We start from the raw sequence: 16738 nt of genomic DNA, 5'->3' as shown, positions 1-16738 counted from the left end.
CTGTCACCTGCCCTCGCTGCTCTCTTTATACAGTACAATTGCTAAGGTTATATTATCCTCGCCTCCATACTGGTTTGCGCGCGTAACAAACTCCGATGCCTTATCCTTCAAGGTAGCTTCGCTTCTCATGATTTCTTCCATTTCGGTGAGAGAAACCTTGTTTGACAATCCGTCTGAACAGAGCAGCAAGATGTCTCCTTCTTCAAACATGATTGTCCTGATATCCATTTCAACTGTTTCTTCTGTTCCAAGTGCTCGGAGAAGGACATTTTTTCGCGGATGATGTTCTGCATCTTCCTTTGAAATTTGACCGGATCTTACTAGCTCGTTTACTAGCGAATGATCTTCGGTTACTTGTTTAAAACCAGATTCATTAAGCAGGTAGCACCGACTGTCGCCGATATTTACAATACAGGAAAACAGTTCTGTAGCAATTGCGGCTACGACAGTCGTTCCCATTCCCTCGCATTCAGCATTTTTCTTAGAATGCTCAAAAAGATTTTTATTAATGGCAAGAGTGGTTTCTTTCAGCCATTTCTCTGCATCTTCTGCTGTTTCAATGACTTCAACAGATTCCCAAGCATCCTTTAGACTCTTGACAGTCATCTCGCTTGCAACGTCCCCAGCCCTATGCCCTCCCATACCATCGGCAACGATGGCTAGGTTTTGACCGGCTTGGTTAAAGAATATCCCACCATTGTCTTCATTGTGAATACGAATTCTCCCCTTATCCGTCAGGAAAACGGCTTCCATCACTTCACCTCGTCTCTTCTTTTCTTTCCTTCGCTCTTAATTGGCCGCAAGCCGCGTCGATATCATGTCCCTGCTCTCGACGAATTGTCACGTTTACCCCTCGATCCTTAAGCGCTTTTTCGAACTTAAAAATCTGCGCCTTCGGTGTGCGGACATAATCACGTTCAGGTACATAGTTAACAGGAATGAGATTGACATGACATTTTAAGCCTTTTACGAGTGAAGCAAGCTCTTCCGCATGTTCGATTTGATCGTTTACGCCTCCGAAAAGACCATATTCAAAACTAATCCTTCTTCCTGTCTTAGAGGTATAATACTTCACTGCTTCCATCAGTTCAGGTAGTTTGTAGGCTCGGTTAATCGGCATTAACCGGCTCCTAATTTCAGTGTTTGGCGCATGAAGGGAAATGGCAAAGTTTATCTGCATGTTCTCGTCAGCAAACTTGTAAATCTTCGGGACTATCCCGCTTGTTGAAACCGTAATATGTCTCGCTCCAATATTTAAACCTTCATCATCGTTAATGATTCTCAGAAAACTCATCATCTCGTCATAATTGTCAAAAGGCTCCCCTATTCCCATGATAACAACGGAACTTACGCGTTCGTTTGTTTCATCAAGTGCCTGCTGCACTTTCACGACCTGTGCTACAATTTCACCTGCTTCTAAGTTTCGTTTCAACCCGCCGAGTGTTGAAGCACAAAAGGTACAACCAATCCTGCACCCTACTTGGGTTGTGACGCAGACTGAATTACCGTAGTCGTGTCTCATTAAAACTGTTTCAATCGTATACCCATCATGAAGCTCGAATAAAAACTTGATAGTTCCGTCAGAAGAGGTTTGCCTTACAGCAGTCTTTAGTGTTGTCAGAACAAAGTTGTCCTCTAATAAAACCCGCAGGCTTTTTGAAAGGTTCGACATTTCCTCAAAGGATACTGCTCTTTTTTTATAGAGCCAATCGAAAACCTGGACAGCACGAAACTTCTTTTCTCCATTTTCTTCAAGCCAATTTTTCAATTCTTCAAGCTGAAGAGAATAGATCGAAGGCTTTCTTTCGGCTGTTTCGCCGCCATTTGTTTTTTTCATTTCCATTTTAATCATCCGCCTTCCTGTTCATGCTGGCAATATAAAAACCGTCTGACCCAAAATACTGTGGCAATATGTGAGTGTAAAATCCATTGATGAATGGCCTTGTACTTTCGGGCATTCTCTCCGCCAACGAATGGTCTGGCTCATATTCACTATGTTTTGAAAGAAATGATAAAACAGTATCTTCATTTTCCCTGTGATCAATCGTACATGTGCTATAAACTAATTTCCCTCCCTGCTTCAGCAGAGGGGCAACCGAATCGAGCAGACTCAGTTGGATTTCCTGAAGCCTGTCAAGGTCTTCTTCCCGCTTCGAATACTTCATATCTGGTTTTCTTCTAAGCACACCGAGACCAGAACATGGTGCATCGAGTAAAATACGATCAAAAGTTCCTTTTTCAAAATACATTTGAACCTTCCTGCTGTCCATTTCTCTTGGTTCTATATTTTGTAATCCTAGCCTTTCAGCATTTTTGGCAATCAATTTTACTTTGTGTCCGTGCAAATCGAGAGAGATAACCTTACCGCTCCCCTCTAACTTCTCGGCAATATGAGTAGATTTCCCGCCTGGAGCTGCACACGCGTCTAATATTTGCTCATCCTTTTCTGCTCCAAGTGCATATGCAGCCAACATAGAGCTTTCATCCTGGATAGTGAGCAACCCACTTTTGAAAGCTCCTGAATTTGCCAAATTTCCCTTCAGGCACCTGATTGCTTCCGGAAGCATGGGGCTTTCCTCAACAGCAAAGTTCTCATGCGTCAGCAGGTCCATACATTCTTCACGAGTCGTCTTTGTAAGATTCACCCTTGCTGTTTGAACTGGTGGTAAAAGGTTAATCAAACATAGTTCTCTCGTTTTTTCCGCCCCAAATTGGTCAATCCATCTTTTCACTAGCCATAGCGGATGACTTGTTTCGATAGAAATTCTTTCAGCCTTATCCTTAATGGAGTCAAGTGACGGAACTCCTTCCCGCTGAATGCTTCTCAGGACACCGTTCACCATACCGCCAATCCCTTTATGCCCATTTCGTTTGGCGATTTCAACAGCTTCGAAAATCGCAGCCCGGGCAGGTATACGATCAAGATAAAGCATTTGATATAGAGTGAGCCTCAATAGCTGCAAAACCCAATTTTGCATCTTTTTCGCATTTTTAATAAAAGGAGAAAGATAGTAATCCAAAGTCATTTTCCGCTGTAAAGTACCGTATACTAGCTCTGTAAGGAGGCCTGTATCCTTTGTACTTATTTGATTCTTACTTATAATACTGTTGAGGAGAAGATTGCTGTATGCCTGGTTTTTCTCCACAGATTCAAGCATATCAAGCGCTGCTTCCCTCACGTTTTTCCTTTGTTTATTCATCTCTTTCTCCCAGCTTCAATCCTGGCTTGATGCCGCTGCCTGCTCCACGGAGGTATTGGCCTGCCGACATTCTTTTCCTCCCGGAAGGCTGAAGTTCCAAAATTTTAATCCCGGTGTCATCGCCTGTCGCAACAATGAAGCCATCCTCTTCCACCTTTAAAATGGTTCCAGGTATTCCATTTGCAAGTCCCGAAACCTTTTCCGCTCTCCAAACCTTCAAGACAGAACTTGATAGCGTGGTAAAGGCTACAGGCCATGGATTCAAACCGCGAATATGATTGTATATTTCGCTCCCCGTTTTGGACCAATCAATCCGCTCGTCTTCTCTTTTAATATTCCATGCATATGTGGCAGCTTCATCATTTTGCGGTGCAGGGTTAATCCTGCCCTCAATCAGCTTTGGCAATGTTTCTGACAGCAAATCCGCTCCTGCTTTGCTCAGCTTGTCATGAAGTGTGCCTACATTATCCTCTTCCTCTATCATAACTTCCGTCTGCGTAAGGATATCACCTGCATCTAGCTTTTCTGCCATATACATGATCGTAATTCCTGTTTTTTCATATCCTCTAATAATAGAATAATGAATCGGTGCCCCTCCGCGCAGTTTTGGCAAGAGCGATGCATGCACATTAATACAGCCAAGCCTAGGTGCATTCAAAAGAGCTTTCGGTAAAATTTGTCCAAAAGCCGCTGTCACAATCAAATCATGCTCAATACGAAGAATCTTTTCCAGTTCTGACTGCTCCCTGATTTTTTCCGGCTGGTAAACAGGGATTCCATGCTTTTCTGCCTCCACTTTTACTGGTGGCGGTGTCATCTCTTTTTTTCTTCCGACAGGACGATCAGGCTGTGTAACAACTGCGACCACCTCGTATCCGTCTTCAACCAGCCTTCTTAACACAGGAACGGAAAAATCTGGCGTACCCATGAATATAACTTTTGTCATTCTGTGCCCAACTCCTCTAACTCTTTTTCATCCAAGTACCTGCTGACTTTGGAAGTAAATAGAATACCATGGAGATGGTCAATCTCATGCTGAATTGCTCTAGCAAGAAAGCCTTCCGCTTTCAGTTCGTAAAGCTTCCCTTTTCGGTTATATGCCTTGACAGTAATATTGTTTGAGCGGCTGACTTCCCCGTAAAGACCTGGGAAGCTGAGACAGCCTTCTGGATCTGTCTGCTCTCCAGCAGCACTGATGATTTCAGGATTAATGAGCTCTATCGTTCCATGTTTATCTTCAATATCAACGATGGCGATTTGCTTACTGATTCCAATTTGCGGCGCTGCAAGACCAACTCCATCAAACTCCACCATTGTTTCGTACATATCATCAAGTAGCTTTGCAAGCTTTTTATCAAATACGGAAACTTTTTCACACTGCTGTTCCAGTACTTCTGCTGGATACTCCACTATTTTGCGTATTGACAAGATTCTTCCTCCATTTTCTCTATACCTAACATGATTTTCTGCTCTAAAGATACACTATACTTCTACATAAGTATATAAGGGTTCATATCCACAGATATTTGCAGCTGTCCCGACGCAGCTTCCTGTTGATAGTGCCCCAGTATGGATTTAAGTATACTTTCGAGTTCGGGCTCCCTTTTGTATTTTATCAAACATTGATAGCGATATCTATCATTGATCCTGGGGATAGGTGATGCCGCAGGGCCAAGAACCACCGCTTCTCCAGATAATTTCGATATGATTCTTGCAGTTATCTTTTCGGTGACAGAAACAGCCTTCATCAATTCAGGATGACTAACCGTTACAAGAGAAATATAATAAAAGGGCGGATATTGATGTATTTTTCGAGATATCATTTCTTGCTGGTAAAATGCGTCATAATCCTGTTGTCCTGCTAATACGATGCTATAATGCTCAGGTGTGTATGTTTGAATCACCACTTCCCCTGGGAGTTTATGCCTCCCTGCCCTTCCGCTTACCTGTGTAAGAAGCTGGAAGGTTTTCTCAGAAGATCGAAAATCAGGCAAATGCAACATTGTATCAGCGCTTAAGACACCAACTAACGTGATATTAGGAAAGTCGAGTCCTTTGGCGATCATTTGCGTTCCTAAAAGAATATCTGCCTTGCCTTCCTGAAATTCAGTCAGAAGCTTTTCATGAGCGCCCTTCCTTCCGGTCGTATCTACATCCATGCGTATAACCCTTGCCTGAGGCAGCAGCTTGGCAATTTCTTCTTCTACCTTTTGTGTTCCAGTTCCAAAGTAACGTATATGCTCACTTCCGCATTCAGGGCAAACAATCGGAACCCCCTCTTCATACCCACAATAATGACATTTCATGCTGTCATTATAACGGTGGTAGGTAAGGGTGATTTCACAATGAGGACAATTAGCAACATAACCGCAGTCCCTGCACATGACGAAAGAAGAGTGACCCCTCCTGTTCAAGAACAATACCGTTTGTTCTCCCTTTTCCAGCCTGTCCTGAAGCTTCTCAAAAAGATTTCTCGAAAACATTGATCTGTTTCCTTCTCTTAATTCTTCTCTCATATCCACGATGTCGACAGGTGGAAGCGGCTGATCGTTTAATCTCTTAGAGAGCTTAAGGAGTGTATAGACCTCTTTTTGTGCACGCGCGAAGGATTCGAGTGAAGGAGTTGCGCTTCCCAAAACAACAGGACACCTGTGGGTCTCCGCCCTCTTGATTGCCACATCCCTCGCATGATATCTTGGATTATCTTCCTGTTTATAGCTTGTTTCGTGTTCTTCATCAATAATGATAATACCGACATTTTGAAAAGGTGCAAAAACTGCAGAACGGGCTCCAACAACTACCTTTACTTCCTGACGTTGAATTTTTCTCCATTCATCATACTTTTCTCCCGCGGAAAGTCCGCTGTGCATCACTGCTACGAGTTCTCCAAACCTTTCTTTAAACCTTGTCACCATCTGAGGTGTTAAAGAAATTTCGGGAACGAGGACAATCGCTTCCTTACCCTGATCTAGTACTTTCTGAATCGATTGCAAATAAATTTCTGTCTTCCCGCTCCCGGTTATACCATAGAGCAAGAAAGTTTCATGCCTAGCTTCATGAATGGAAGAAAGAATAGGCTGAATTGCTTGCTGCTGTAAAACAGTTAACTGCAAAGCTTCCTTTTTCTTAAAAATACGATCCTTCAAAGGATCCCTGTATACTTCGACCATTTTTTCTTTCAGCATCCCTTTGTCGACAAGCGCCTTCACTGCTGAAGGTGAAAATCCAAGAATTCCTGTCAAATTTTTGCGTTCGATTGGCAGAGGAGCTTGAAGAAAAAAGTCCAGTAACGCTGCTTGTCCTTTCGCCCTGTTTCCTACATTTTCTTTTTCCGCTTGAAGCACTTCATTTCCTTGTGCAGGCAAAACATATTTTACTTTCTTCTTCCTAACTTTATCTTTTACTTCATATATAACCTCAATTCTTCCCTCCGATACTTCCTTTAAGATTTTCGGAAGAATTGGCTTCAGGTTTGATTCCTCCCACCTTACTTCGCTTTTTCCCATGAACAGCATGCTTAATGATTCTTGAAGTTCATAAGGCTCGACTCCTTTTGCCAGAACGAGCTTTTTTTCATACTTAGCCTTTAAAGCCGCAGGCAGCATTGCTTGGAAAGCGGAGATTTTATAACATAACGTTCTTTCCGTCAGCCAGTCCCCTAAATCTAGCAGTTCTTTGTTAAGGACGGGGGTCAGATCAAGTGTTTCACTTATCTTTTTTAATTGTTTCCAATCTGAATCTTCCTTAATAGCAACGACAAATCCTTGGACATGCCTCGGTCCAAATGGTACCTTCACTCGCATGCCGGGTTGGATATATCCTTCCAAATGGGCAGGTATCAAGTAGTCGAAAGACTTGTCTGTTTGCTTTGCCGGAACATCCACAATGACACTAGCAATGCTCATTTCCTATCATCCTTCTCAAGCTCACGGCTAATTTCCTCCAGAAGACAGCGTGCAACATCTTGCTTCGTCATGATCGGCAATTCCACTGAATCTCCATTTCTTTTAAAGATAGTTACAATATTGGTTTCTGTTCCGAATCCTGCACCGTCTTTCGTAACATTGTTCGCAACAATGAAATCGGCATTTTTCTTGGCCAGTTTTCCCTTAGCATATTCTTCTACCTTATCCGTTTCGGCTGCAAATCCAATCAATAGTTGGCTTGACTTTCTCTTCCCAAGCTCTAAAAGAATATCCTTCGTCCGCTCAAGCTCAATCATTGCTTCCCCTTGCTGTTTCTTCATTTTATTTAAATGAACATATTTAGGGCGGTAATCCGCGACAGCAGCAGTTTTTATAACAATATCACTGCTTTCAAACCTTGATACTACCATTTCAAACATCTCTTCCGCACTTTCAACCATTATTGTTTTTACCCCGTTCGGAGGATTGAGGTGAACTGGTCCTGAGATAAGGGTTACATCTGCTCCCATTTTGGCTGCCTCTAACGCAATCGCATAACCCATCTTTCCGGTCGAACGATTCGTCAGAAAGCGCACCGGATCGATTTTTTCCCTTGTTGGACCAGCTGTTACGATGATTTTCTTCCCAGCGAGCGCTTTGTTTTCAGTTGAAAAAGAGGATGATAATATTTGAACAATATTCTCAGGTTCCTCCATCCTGCCTTTTCCTACATAACCACAAGCAAGATAACCTTCTCCAGGTTCTATGAAAGTATAGCCATACCCTTTTAACGTTTCCATATTTCTTCCAACCGAGGGGTGTGCATACATATGAACGTTCATCGCCGGTGCAATCCAGACTGGAGCAGTTGCAGCAAGCAACGTTGTCACGATCATATTATCTGCTATCCCGTTTGCAAGCTTTCCAATTGTATTTGCTGTTGCAGGTGCCACAAGAATCAAATCTGCCCAATCCGCAAGATTAATATGAGCAATCTTGGCTGGGTCCTTTTCATCAAAAGTATCTGTATATACTTCGTTCCTCGAAAGAGATTGAAAGGTCAATGGTGTGACAAACTTGGTGGCAGATTCGCTAAGCATGACTTTCACAATAGCTCCTGCCTGCGTAAGTTTACTTGTAAGAGCTGCAGCCTTGTAAACAGCTATTCCACCTGTAACACAAAGTAAAATCTTCTTCCCTTTCAGCATTGCACTTACCCCCATTACTTCTCATCATTTTATTTCCATTATGCTTCAAAGAAAATATTTTTTCATCTATTTCTGATTACCCAAAATTCCATTCTAGTCCTCATACAAACTAATGTGTCTATTCATTTCTAGCGAGAAAATATCACTGCATAAAAAATAACAACCCTTGATGGGTTGTCATCTTGTTTCCCTTACTCTGAATCGCTCGGTCCCACATTTTTATAATGCAGCTTATCTGCATAAATTTCCTCTAAAGATTTACCAACAAACTTATGAGAAACATATTTGTCAAGCTGCTTGTCATGCTTCACCTGCATGTTCCGCGCTCTTTTTGCCGCCACGGAAACTAGAGAGTACTTGCTGTCAATCTTATCAAGCAAAGAATCTATAGAAGGGTATAGCATATTAATCTACCTCCAGCATTTTTTTATATCGGTATTGCACTCTTTCCCTGCGGCAGTGTTCCGCCACAACAATGGATTTAATTCGCTCGCAGGCTAATTCAACCCGGTCATTCTCAACAACATAATCGTAAAGTTCCATCATCTCGATTTCTTCGCGTGCTGCCGACATCCTGCTTTTTACAATTTCTTCCGATTCCGTTCCCCTTGTTACAATACGGTTTTCCAATTCGGATAAACTGGGTGGAGCAAGGAAGATAAAAAGGCCTTCTGGAAACTTGCTTCGTACCTGGCCTGCTCCCTGCACCTCGATTTCCAGGAAGACATCTATCCCTGCATCAAGCGTTTTTTGTACATATTCAACCGGCGTTCCGTAATAGTTCCCAACGTATTCGGCATATTCGAGCAGACGATCTTCCTCAATCATCTTTTCAAATTCTTCCCTTGTTTTGAAAAAGTAGTCCACCCCATGGACCTCGCCATCACGTGGCAGACGAGTTGTAGCGGAGACTGAATACTCGAATTTCGTATCAGGCTGTGAGAAAATCTCCTTCCGCACGGTTCCTTTCCCGACACCCGATGGGCCTGAAAGGACAATTAGCAATCCTTTTTCCTGCATTCTGATAATCCTACCCTTCCTCTATTATATCATCACGGTTGTTCAGCCTGTGTGCAACTGTCTCAGGCTGAACAGCCGATAGGATCACGTGGTCACTGTCCATGACAATGACCGCCCTCGTCCGCCTGCCATAGGTGGCATCAATCAGAGAGCCACGGTCGCGTGCATCCTGGATGATCCTTTTAATCGGCGCCGATTCCGGGCTGACAATTGAAATGATTCGGTTGGCAGAAACGATGTTGCCAAAACCGATATTGATTAGCTTAATGGACATCCTGGTCCCTCGCTGACATTTTATTATTTTCGCCCCTCGGGAGGCTTTTTAAACACTATTCAATGTTTTGGACTTGCTCCTTGACCTTTTCGAGGAGGCTTTTCACTTCTACAACTTCCATTGCAATCCCAGCGTCATTTGCCTTGGAACCGATCGTGTTGGCTTCCCTATTCATTTCCTGGACTAGGAAATCAAGTTTTCTTCCTATCGGTTCGGCAAGCTGCAATGTTTTAAAAAATTGAGTAGCGTGGCTCTCAAGCCTTAATAGCTCTTCACTAATATCAGATTTGTCGGCAAAAAATGCGACTTCTTGGAGAATCCTCGCTTCATCAGCCTGGCCTCCAATAAGCTCTGACATTCGTTTTCCAAGCCTCTCCCTGTATTTTTCAAGCACCCCGGAAGACAATTCCCTAATAGTCGCAACTCGCTCTTCAAGCATGCCAACATTGCTAGATAAGTCCTTCTCAAGGGCAGCCCCTTCTTGTTCCCTCATCTGGCGCAGGCTTTCACCAGCTTCAGAACAAGCTTTCAGTACGAGATGTTCAAGTAATTCATTTCCCTCATCCGTTTCATCAAACCTTAAAAGCTCTTCTCTGCCAGAAAAGTCCTGAACGGTAATTTCACCGGAAAGTCGGTATTTATCCTTGATTTCATGTATGTATCGGAAGTATTCATCAAGAAGGCCCCAATCCACTGTCACATTCCTGCTAACAGTTCCTTCCCCTTCAAGGGTTATAAAAACTTCGACTCTTCCTCTCTTGACATGCCTGTTTAATTCCTTTTTTATCTTATCTTCTACTTTCAGTAGCTGGCGGGGCATCCGGATATGAAACTCACAAAAGCGGTGATTGACGGTTTTCACCTCGACCGTCACACTGTAGCGTCCCGATTCTGCTTTGCTTCTTCCAAAGCCAGTCATGCTGACAACCATAGGTGACACATCCATTCTGTTAAAAAGTCGAAAATCCCTCAAACGGGGAAAAAAAGAAAGGCAATAGGGAATCCCTATCACCTTACGCATTATACCATACTTTTCTGCGTTTTTCTTGCAAAAAATGTTCCTGCAAGTAAAAAAGTAGGAATCGCGGATAAGCCTGCTATAAGCAGCCAATCTCTTCCTATAATCGGAACGGTGTGGAAAATCGGCTGAAGTGCTGGGATATAGATAACTCCTAAGACCATGATCAGCGAGGATATGACTGCCCAAACAAGATATTTATTTTCAAAAGGGTTCCTGGAAAAGACCGACTTTTCACTCCTACAGTCAAACACATGGATGAGCTGCGCTAATACAAGGGTAGCAAACGCAACAGTCTGGGCATATACTAGTTCATTAGGATTTCTTCGGTATACAATGATAAAGGCAATTAATGTCATCAGACCGATGAGAAACCCCCTTGAGACAACTTTCCAACCAAGCCCTCGAGAAAACACCCCTTCTTTCGACTTCCTCGGTCCCCGCTTCATAACATTATCTTCCGGCTGATCCAATCCTAGCGCCATTGCCGGAAGCCCATCTGTTACTAAATTGACCCAGAGAATCTGAATTGGAACGAGCGGCAAGGGAAGCGCTAGAACCATGGCAAAAAGCATTACTAGGATTTCCCCTACATTGGAAGCAAGAAGATAACGGATGAATTTCCGGATGTTCTCATAAATATTGCGCCCCTCTTTAATTGCTGCCTTTATCGTTGCGAAATTGTCATCAAGAAGAACGAGGGAAGATGCTTCTTTTGTAACATCCGTACCGGTTATTCCCATTGATATTCCGATATCTGCCGCTTTTATTGCAGGTGCGTCATTTACACCATCGCCTGTCATTGCTACAACATGCCCTTTATTCTGGAGAGCCTTTACTATCTTCAGCTTGTGTTCAGGAGATACTCGTGCAAAGACAGAAACATCATCGACGATTTCCTCCAGCTCTCCTACTTCCATGGATGATAACGCACTTCCGTCAACAACTTTGTTACCTGCTTTGAGGATGCCAAGCTGATCCGCGATCGCTTTTGCAGTAATGACATGATCTCCTGTAATCATTACTGTCCGTATTCCCGCAGCTTCACATTCCTTGACAGCACCTTTTACTTCCGGCCTAGGAGGATCGATCATGCCCTGCAGCCCAATAAAAGTTAGCCCACTCTCAGCTTCATGCTCACTGATATCGCCGTTTCCTGGAATCATCTTGTAAGCGATGGCAATAGTCCTTAATGCTTGACCCGCCAATGTGTTTACCGCTTCTTGGACATTATCCTGCATATCCTTCCCTAAAGGTTGCGGACGGTCATTCCATAGAATTTGTTTACAAAGACCAGCGAGGACATCGGGAGCCCCTTTTGTCACAACAAAATTACGCCCTACTTTATCTTTAATCACGACGCTCATTCTTTTTCTTTTTGAGTCAAATGGAAACTCCCTAATAACCTGAAATTGTTTTTTCAAATCTTCCTGTCGCCAGCCGGCTTTCATTGCTGCTACAAGCAGGGCACCCTCCGTCGGGTCACCCTCAATGAAGTATTCTCCATCGATTTCTCCTATTTCCGCATGGTTACAAAGCATACCGAATGTGAGAAGCTGCCCAAGCGCCTTCTCCGACTCCACATCCACCTCGTTATCACCATGCCTAAAACTGCCTTCCGGCTTGTACCCTGAGCCATCTATCATCCATGTTTTCCCACCGCTCCAAGCATGGGTAACAGTCATTTTATTCTGTGTTAGCGTTCCTGTCTTATCGGAACAAATGACAGAAGCGCAGCCAAGTGTCTCCACTGCAGGAAGCTTTCTAACAATTGCTCTTTTCCTGATCATGCGCTGTACGCCAAGCGATAAGGCCACTGTAACAATCGCCGGCAGTCCCTCTGGTATGGCTGCCACTGCAAGAGAAACACCAGCAAGAAACATGGTGTAAAGATCATGTCCTTGGAGAATGCCAACCCCTACAACGAGCAGCGTTAACAGAAGAGCTACCGTAATTAAAATTTTTCCTAGCTGCTCCAAACGATGCTGAAGAGGCGTATCCATGCTCTCTGCATTTTGAAGCAAATCTGCGATTCGCCCCATCGCTGTCTTCATACCTGTTGCTACAACGACACCCATTCCGTTACCCCGGGTAACCATCGTGCCCATGAACGCCATGTTCTCCATATCTCCTATTCCTGGGTCTGCCTTTTTTAGCGGTTCAGTGACTTTTGCGACAGGCAGTGATTCTCCTGTTAGTGCAGATTCCTCGATTTCGAGACTGACAGATTCGATAATTCTAACATCCGCACCGATTCGGTCACCCGCTGTAAACCTGATGACATCTCCAGGAACAACATTTTTTGAAGGTGCTTTTTCCCATTTGCCATTTCGCAGTATCGTAACCTGCGGAGCCGAAAGTTCCTTCAGCGCATCAAGGGATTTCTCTGCTTTTCTTTCCTGGAAAAATCCAAGAAATCCATTGACAATCACTATTGTTATAATTGCGACAGCATCCACTACTTCTCCTAGAAGGCCGGAAACTAGCGTTGCGGCCAAGAGTACAAGAACCATAAAGTCCTTAAACTGGCTGAAAAATAATAGCAAAGCTGACTGTTTTTCATCCTCTTGCAGCATGTTTGGCCCGTGTTTCTCCAGTCTCTTCTTTACTTCTTTTTCCGTCAAACCCTTGCTGACATCACTTCCAAGCCTGCTTGCAGCTTCGGCTTTGTCCAATTCATGGTATCTCATCGTGCCATCACGCTTCCTCCTCCAATTACTAACATTCGTCCTGCTCTCAAGAAAGCTTATTCAGCCCTGTCCAATAAAATGCTAATATAAAGGGAGAACCTATTGTAAAGGATGTTTTAATATGTCATTCGATGGATTATTCACTAGAGCCGTCACCCATGAATTGAAGAGCTTAATTGGGGGCCGCATTAATAAAATACATCAGCCTTACAAAAATGAGATCATTCTCATAGTGCGGGCTAAAGGGACAAACCATAAGATTCTGCTTTCGGCGCATCCCAGCTATGCCCGCGTACAGCTTACAAACGAACAATATGATAACCCAGACACCCCCCCGATGTTCTGTATGCTTTTGCGGAAACATCTTGAAGGACATATTATCGAGAATATCCATCAGCTAGGGATGGATCGCATTATCGTGTTTGAGATCAAAGGAAGAAATGAACTCGGAGACCTTTCCTTTAAACAGCTCATCATTGAAATTATGGGCAGGCACAGCAATATTGTCCTAATCGAAAAGGAAAGGAATATGATTCTAGATAGCATCAAACATATCTCCTTTGCTGTAAATTCCCACAGGGCAGTTCAACCGGGTCAACTATATATCCTGCCTCCTGAACAAGATAAAGTGAATCCTTTTGAAGCAAAAGAAGAAGATGTCTTGCGCAAGCTGGATTTTAATGCAGGGAGGCTTGACCAACAGCTTGTTAGTCATTTTGCCGGTCTCTCCCCGCTCGTTGCAAAAGAAATTGTCTTCAAGTCAGAAATAGCGAACAAAGTAACTTTGCCAAAGACTTTTTGCGAATTGATGAAAAAATTGAATCAGCACGAGTATCAACCAGCCATTACGACTGCCAAAGGAAAAGTCAACTTCCATCTCTTTCCTTTGTTTCACTTAAAGGGAGAAACAAGGGAATTTAATTCTACCGGAGAGCTGCTAGATCGCTTTTATTTTGGAAAAGCGGAGCGCGATAGGGTAAAGCAACAGGGTAACGACCTGGAAAAATTCATTTCGAATGAAAAAGAGAAAAATGAAAACAAAATCATCAAGCTAAAAAAGACGCTTTCAGAAGCGAAAAATGCAAGCAGGTTTCAGCTCTTTGGCGAATTACTAACAGCAAATCTCCATCTATCTAAAAAAGGAATGGAAGAAATAGAAGTCCTCAACTATTATGATGAAAACGGAGCTAGTATTGTTATTCCGCTTGACCCATTGAAAACACCTTCAGAGAATGCACAAAAATACTTTTCAAAGTATCAAAAGGCTAAAAATGCTTTGTCCATCGTGGAGGAACAGATCCGAATCGCTAATGAAGAGGTACATTATTTTGAAACCCTACAGCAGCAACTTGATTCAGCTTCAACAAGGGATATTGAGGAAATTCGTGAGGAACTTGCAGAAGGCGGCTACTTAAGAAAAAGGCAAAAAAGAGGAAACAAACGCAACCAACAGAAAATCATCATAGAAAAATACTCCTCTTCCGATGGAACAGAAATCCTTGTTGGTAAAAATAATAAACAAAACGATTATTTAACAAACAAGGCTGCAGCAAGGGATGATATATGGCTCCATACTAAAGACATCCCAGGCTCCCATGTTGTCATCAGAAACAGCGAACCGAGCAGGGAAACGCTTATTGAAGCAGCATGCCTTGCTGCATACTTCAGCAAGGCAAGGCATTCCAGTTCAGTCCCGGTAGATTACACAAAGATTCGCCACGTGAAGAAGCCTTCTGGCAGCAAGCCGGGGTTTGTCACATACGACCAGCAACAAACACTTTATATTACACCAGAAGAAGATATCGTTCTACGTCTGAAAGCTCATAAATAACAAAAAAAGAAGGGACTGTCTCTAATCACCACACTTATGGGCAGTTCCTTTTTGTTTTGGTTCCCCACCTGGTTTATAATAATACTTTATTCTTTTTATACGACTTCTTTAAGGAAATATAATCCAATAAAAATAAGATTAAACCACCTATAATTGATACAGCTATTATTTCAAACCATTCACTGATACTGTTAGGTAGTATAAAAACTGAGTATACAAGGTTAAAAATCATGACAAATCCACATGATTTAATAATGATAACTTTTAATTTACTTTTATAGGTCCCATCCGTAGAAATGTCTGTATACTCCATACCTGAAATGATATATCTTAAGAAAACGTAACCTATAAAGATCCAGATAGCTATGAATATCGAAAATTCTAAATCAATCTGAAGCCTTGGGATATACCTGTTAATAATGAATACACCGCTTAAAAATAATAATAGAATAATAGAGCCTTCAGATAAAAAATATAAAGTCTTTTTCTCCCGATATTCATCATCTGGTAATAAAAAAGATAACCAGGAATTCATTAAACCTCTACCTCCCAGAATAAATCATCTAAAGTTTTATTGAGTTCTTTTGCTATGGCAACGCAGAGTTGAAGACTTGGATTATATTCTCCTTTCTCTATAAGTCCAATTGTCTGTCTGGTGACACCCACTTTTCTCGCTAATTTCTCTTGGGTCATTGAAGTTTTTAATCGAGTTATTTTCACATTATTTTTCATTATCCTACCCTACTCATGTAATATATACTTTGCACATGCAATTTATATATTACATCTAGTATGCAAAGAAGGCAATTTTTTCTGGCAATAATTTTATTGATTAAAGTAAATTTTCGAGAATATTTGAATTAACAACACTTCCAAAACTGTATGAACATGCATATACGAAAAAAAAGGTTGCCCAAAGGGTTGATAACTTCAACCTTTTGAGACAACCTCATTCTTAACTGTAAAGCAACCCCCAGCTTTTCGGATCTTTTTTCCATTCCATCAGCCTGGTAAAATCAGCTTGTGCTACATAGCCTCTCTCCATAGCAAGCTCGGATAGAACAGTGAAATTCGTCAAACTGTAAGAAACCATATCCGCTTCTTTCAGCATTTCATCTGCTTTCTCAAGCTCATATGTGAAGATAGATAAGATTCCGAGGACCTCGCATCCAGCTTCCTTCAACGCTTCTGCTGCATTTATGGCGCTTGTGCCTGTTGAAATCAAATCCTCGATTACCACAGCCTTCATTCCCGCTTGAACACTGCCTTCGATTTGATTTCCCTGCCCATGCGATTTCGCCTTTGAACGAACATAGCACATAGGAAGATCGAGCAGATCGCTCACCCAAGCAGCATGAGGGATACCAGCTGTTGCAGTCCCTGCAATCAGGTCTGCTTCAGGATAGTGCTTTTTAACAAGCTGGACAAGTCCTGCTGCAATTGACTTTCGCACTTGTGGATAGGAAAGTGTCAGGCGATTATCACAATATATAGGAGAACGGAGTCCTGATGACCATTTATAAGGTTCTTCAATATTTAAAGTAACTGCCTTTATATCCAGTAGTTTTCCTGCTATTTCCTTTTTCATCCCG

At 42.5% G+C, this 16738-nt stretch carries 16 protein-coding genes; 1 reads left to right on the top strand and 15 read right to left on the bottom strand.

The window, feature by feature from the left end:
* Positions 1–3: 3 nt before the first annotated feature.
* The 12 genes from BQ5796_RS05970 to BQ5796_RS05915 form a co-directional block, all read right to left on the bottom strand.
* The gene (locus BQ5796_RS05970) at positions 4–753 is read right to left on the bottom strand and encodes a Stp1/IreP family PP2C-type Ser/Thr phosphatase (protein ID WP_071461171.1); all 750 of its coding nucleotides are present in this window, start codon (positions 751–753) and stop codon (positions 4–6) included.
* A gap of 4 nt (positions 754–757) precedes the next feature.
* Positions 758–1843 (bottom strand): dual-specificity RNA methyltransferase RlmN, encoded by a 1086-nt coding sequence (rlmN, locus tag BQ5796_RS05965; protein WP_071461170.1) that lies wholly within the window; start codon positions 1841–1843, stop codon positions 758–760.
* A gap of 1 nt (position 1844) precedes the next feature.
* Positions 1845–3200 (bottom strand): 16S rRNA (cytosine(967)-C(5))-methyltransferase RsmB, encoded by a 1356-nt coding sequence (gene rsmB, locus BQ5796_RS05960; protein WP_071459400.1) that lies wholly within the window; start codon positions 3198–3200, stop codon positions 1845–1847.
* Positions 3193–4146 carry a methionyl-tRNA formyltransferase gene (gene fmt / locus BQ5796_RS05955; RefSeq protein ID WP_071459399.1) on the bottom strand — a complete coding sequence of 318 codons (954 nt, stop codon included), beginning with the start codon at positions 4144–4146 and terminating at the stop codon, positions 3193–3195. The genes rsmB and fmt overlap by 8 nt, the downstream gene beginning before the upstream one ends.
* On the bottom strand, positions 4143–4628 hold the full coding sequence (gene def, locus BQ5796_RS05950) for a peptide deformylase (protein ID WP_071459398.1): 486 nt from the start codon (positions 4626–4628) through the stop codon (positions 4143–4145). Before def ends, fmt begins: the two co-directional genes overlap by 4 nt.
* Before the next feature lie 62 nt (positions 4629–4690).
* Complete coding sequence (gene priA / locus BQ5796_RS05945; RefSeq protein WP_071459397.1) at positions 4691–7105, bottom strand: primosomal protein N'; 2415 nt, start codon at positions 7103–7105, stop codon at positions 4691–4693.
* Complete coding sequence (gene coaBC, locus BQ5796_RS05940) at positions 7102–8313, bottom strand: bifunctional phosphopantothenoylcysteine decarboxylase/phosphopantothenate--cysteine ligase CoaBC (protein WP_071459396.1); 1212 nt, start codon at positions 8311–8313, stop codon at positions 7102–7104. The genes priA and coaBC overlap by 4 nt, the downstream gene beginning before the upstream one ends.
* A 191-nt stretch (positions 8314–8504) precedes the next feature.
* Positions 8505–8717, bottom strand: coding sequence for a DNA-directed RNA polymerase subunit omega (gene rpoZ / locus BQ5796_RS05935; RefSeq protein ID WP_071459395.1), 213 nt, complete (start codon positions 8715–8717; stop codon positions 8505–8507).
* 1 nt (position 8718) lies between these two features.
* The gene (gene gmk, locus BQ5796_RS05930; protein WP_071459394.1) at positions 8719–9333 is read right to left on the bottom strand and encodes a guanylate kinase; all 615 of its coding nucleotides are present in this window, start codon (positions 9331–9333) and stop codon (positions 8719–8721) included.
* 10 nt (positions 9334–9343) lie between these two features.
* Complete coding sequence (gene remA / locus BQ5796_RS05925) at positions 9344–9607, bottom strand: extracellular matrix/biofilm regulator RemA (RefSeq protein WP_071459393.1); 264 nt, start codon at positions 9605–9607, stop codon at positions 9344–9346.
* A 55-nt stretch (positions 9608–9662) separates the two neighbouring features.
* On the bottom strand, positions 9663–10538 hold the full coding sequence (locus BQ5796_RS05920) for a YicC/YloC family endoribonuclease (RefSeq protein ID WP_071459392.1): 876 nt from the start codon (positions 10536–10538) through the stop codon (positions 9663–9665).
* 89 nt (positions 10539–10627) lie between these two features.
* Positions 10628–13315, bottom strand: a complete 2688-nt coding sequence (locus BQ5796_RS05915; RefSeq protein WP_071459391.1) for a calcium-translocating P-type ATPase, SERCA-type — start codon at positions 13313–13315, stop codon at positions 10628–10630.
* A gap of 121 nt (positions 13316–13436) precedes the next feature.
* On the opposite strand from BQ5796_RS05915, the gene BQ5796_RS05910 reads away from it, so the two are divergent.
* Complete coding sequence (locus BQ5796_RS05910; protein WP_071459390.1) at positions 13437–15146, top strand: Rqc2 family fibronectin-binding protein; 1710 nt, start codon at positions 13437–13439, stop codon at positions 15144–15146.
* Positions 15147–15219: 73 nt separating this feature from the next.
* Here BQ5796_RS05910 and BQ5796_RS05905 read toward each other — a convergent pair whose 3' ends face one another.
* The 3 genes from BQ5796_RS05905 to pyrE all read right to left on the bottom strand — a co-directional run bounded on the left by BQ5796_RS05905 (position 15220) and on the right by pyrE (position 16734).
* The gene (locus BQ5796_RS05905; protein ID WP_071459389.1) at positions 15220–15681 is read right to left on the bottom strand and encodes a hypothetical protein; all 462 of its coding nucleotides are present in this window, start codon (positions 15679–15681) and stop codon (positions 15220–15222) included.
* Positions 15681–15878 carry a helix-turn-helix transcriptional regulator gene (locus BQ5796_RS05900; protein WP_071459388.1) on the bottom strand — a complete coding sequence of 66 codons (198 nt, stop codon included), beginning with the start codon at positions 15876–15878 and terminating at the stop codon, positions 15681–15683. Before BQ5796_RS05900 ends, BQ5796_RS05905 begins: the two co-directional genes overlap by 1 nt.
* Before the next feature lie 223 nt (positions 15879–16101).
* A complete protein-coding gene (gene pyrE, locus BQ5796_RS05895; RefSeq protein WP_071459387.1) occupies positions 16102–16734 on the bottom strand; it encodes an orotate phosphoribosyltransferase in 633 nt (210 codons plus the stop codon).
* Between the last annotated feature and the right edge of the window lie 4 nt (positions 16735–16738).

It is taken from the genome of Bacillus massilinigeriensis, from assembly GCF_900111815.1.
Lineage (GTDB): Bacteria > Bacillota > Bacilli > Bacillales > Cytobacillaceae > Mesobacillus_C > Mesobacillus_C mediterraneensis.
Note: the sequence above shows the minus strand (reverse complement) of the source record. Positions and strands in the feature narration are given on the sequence as shown.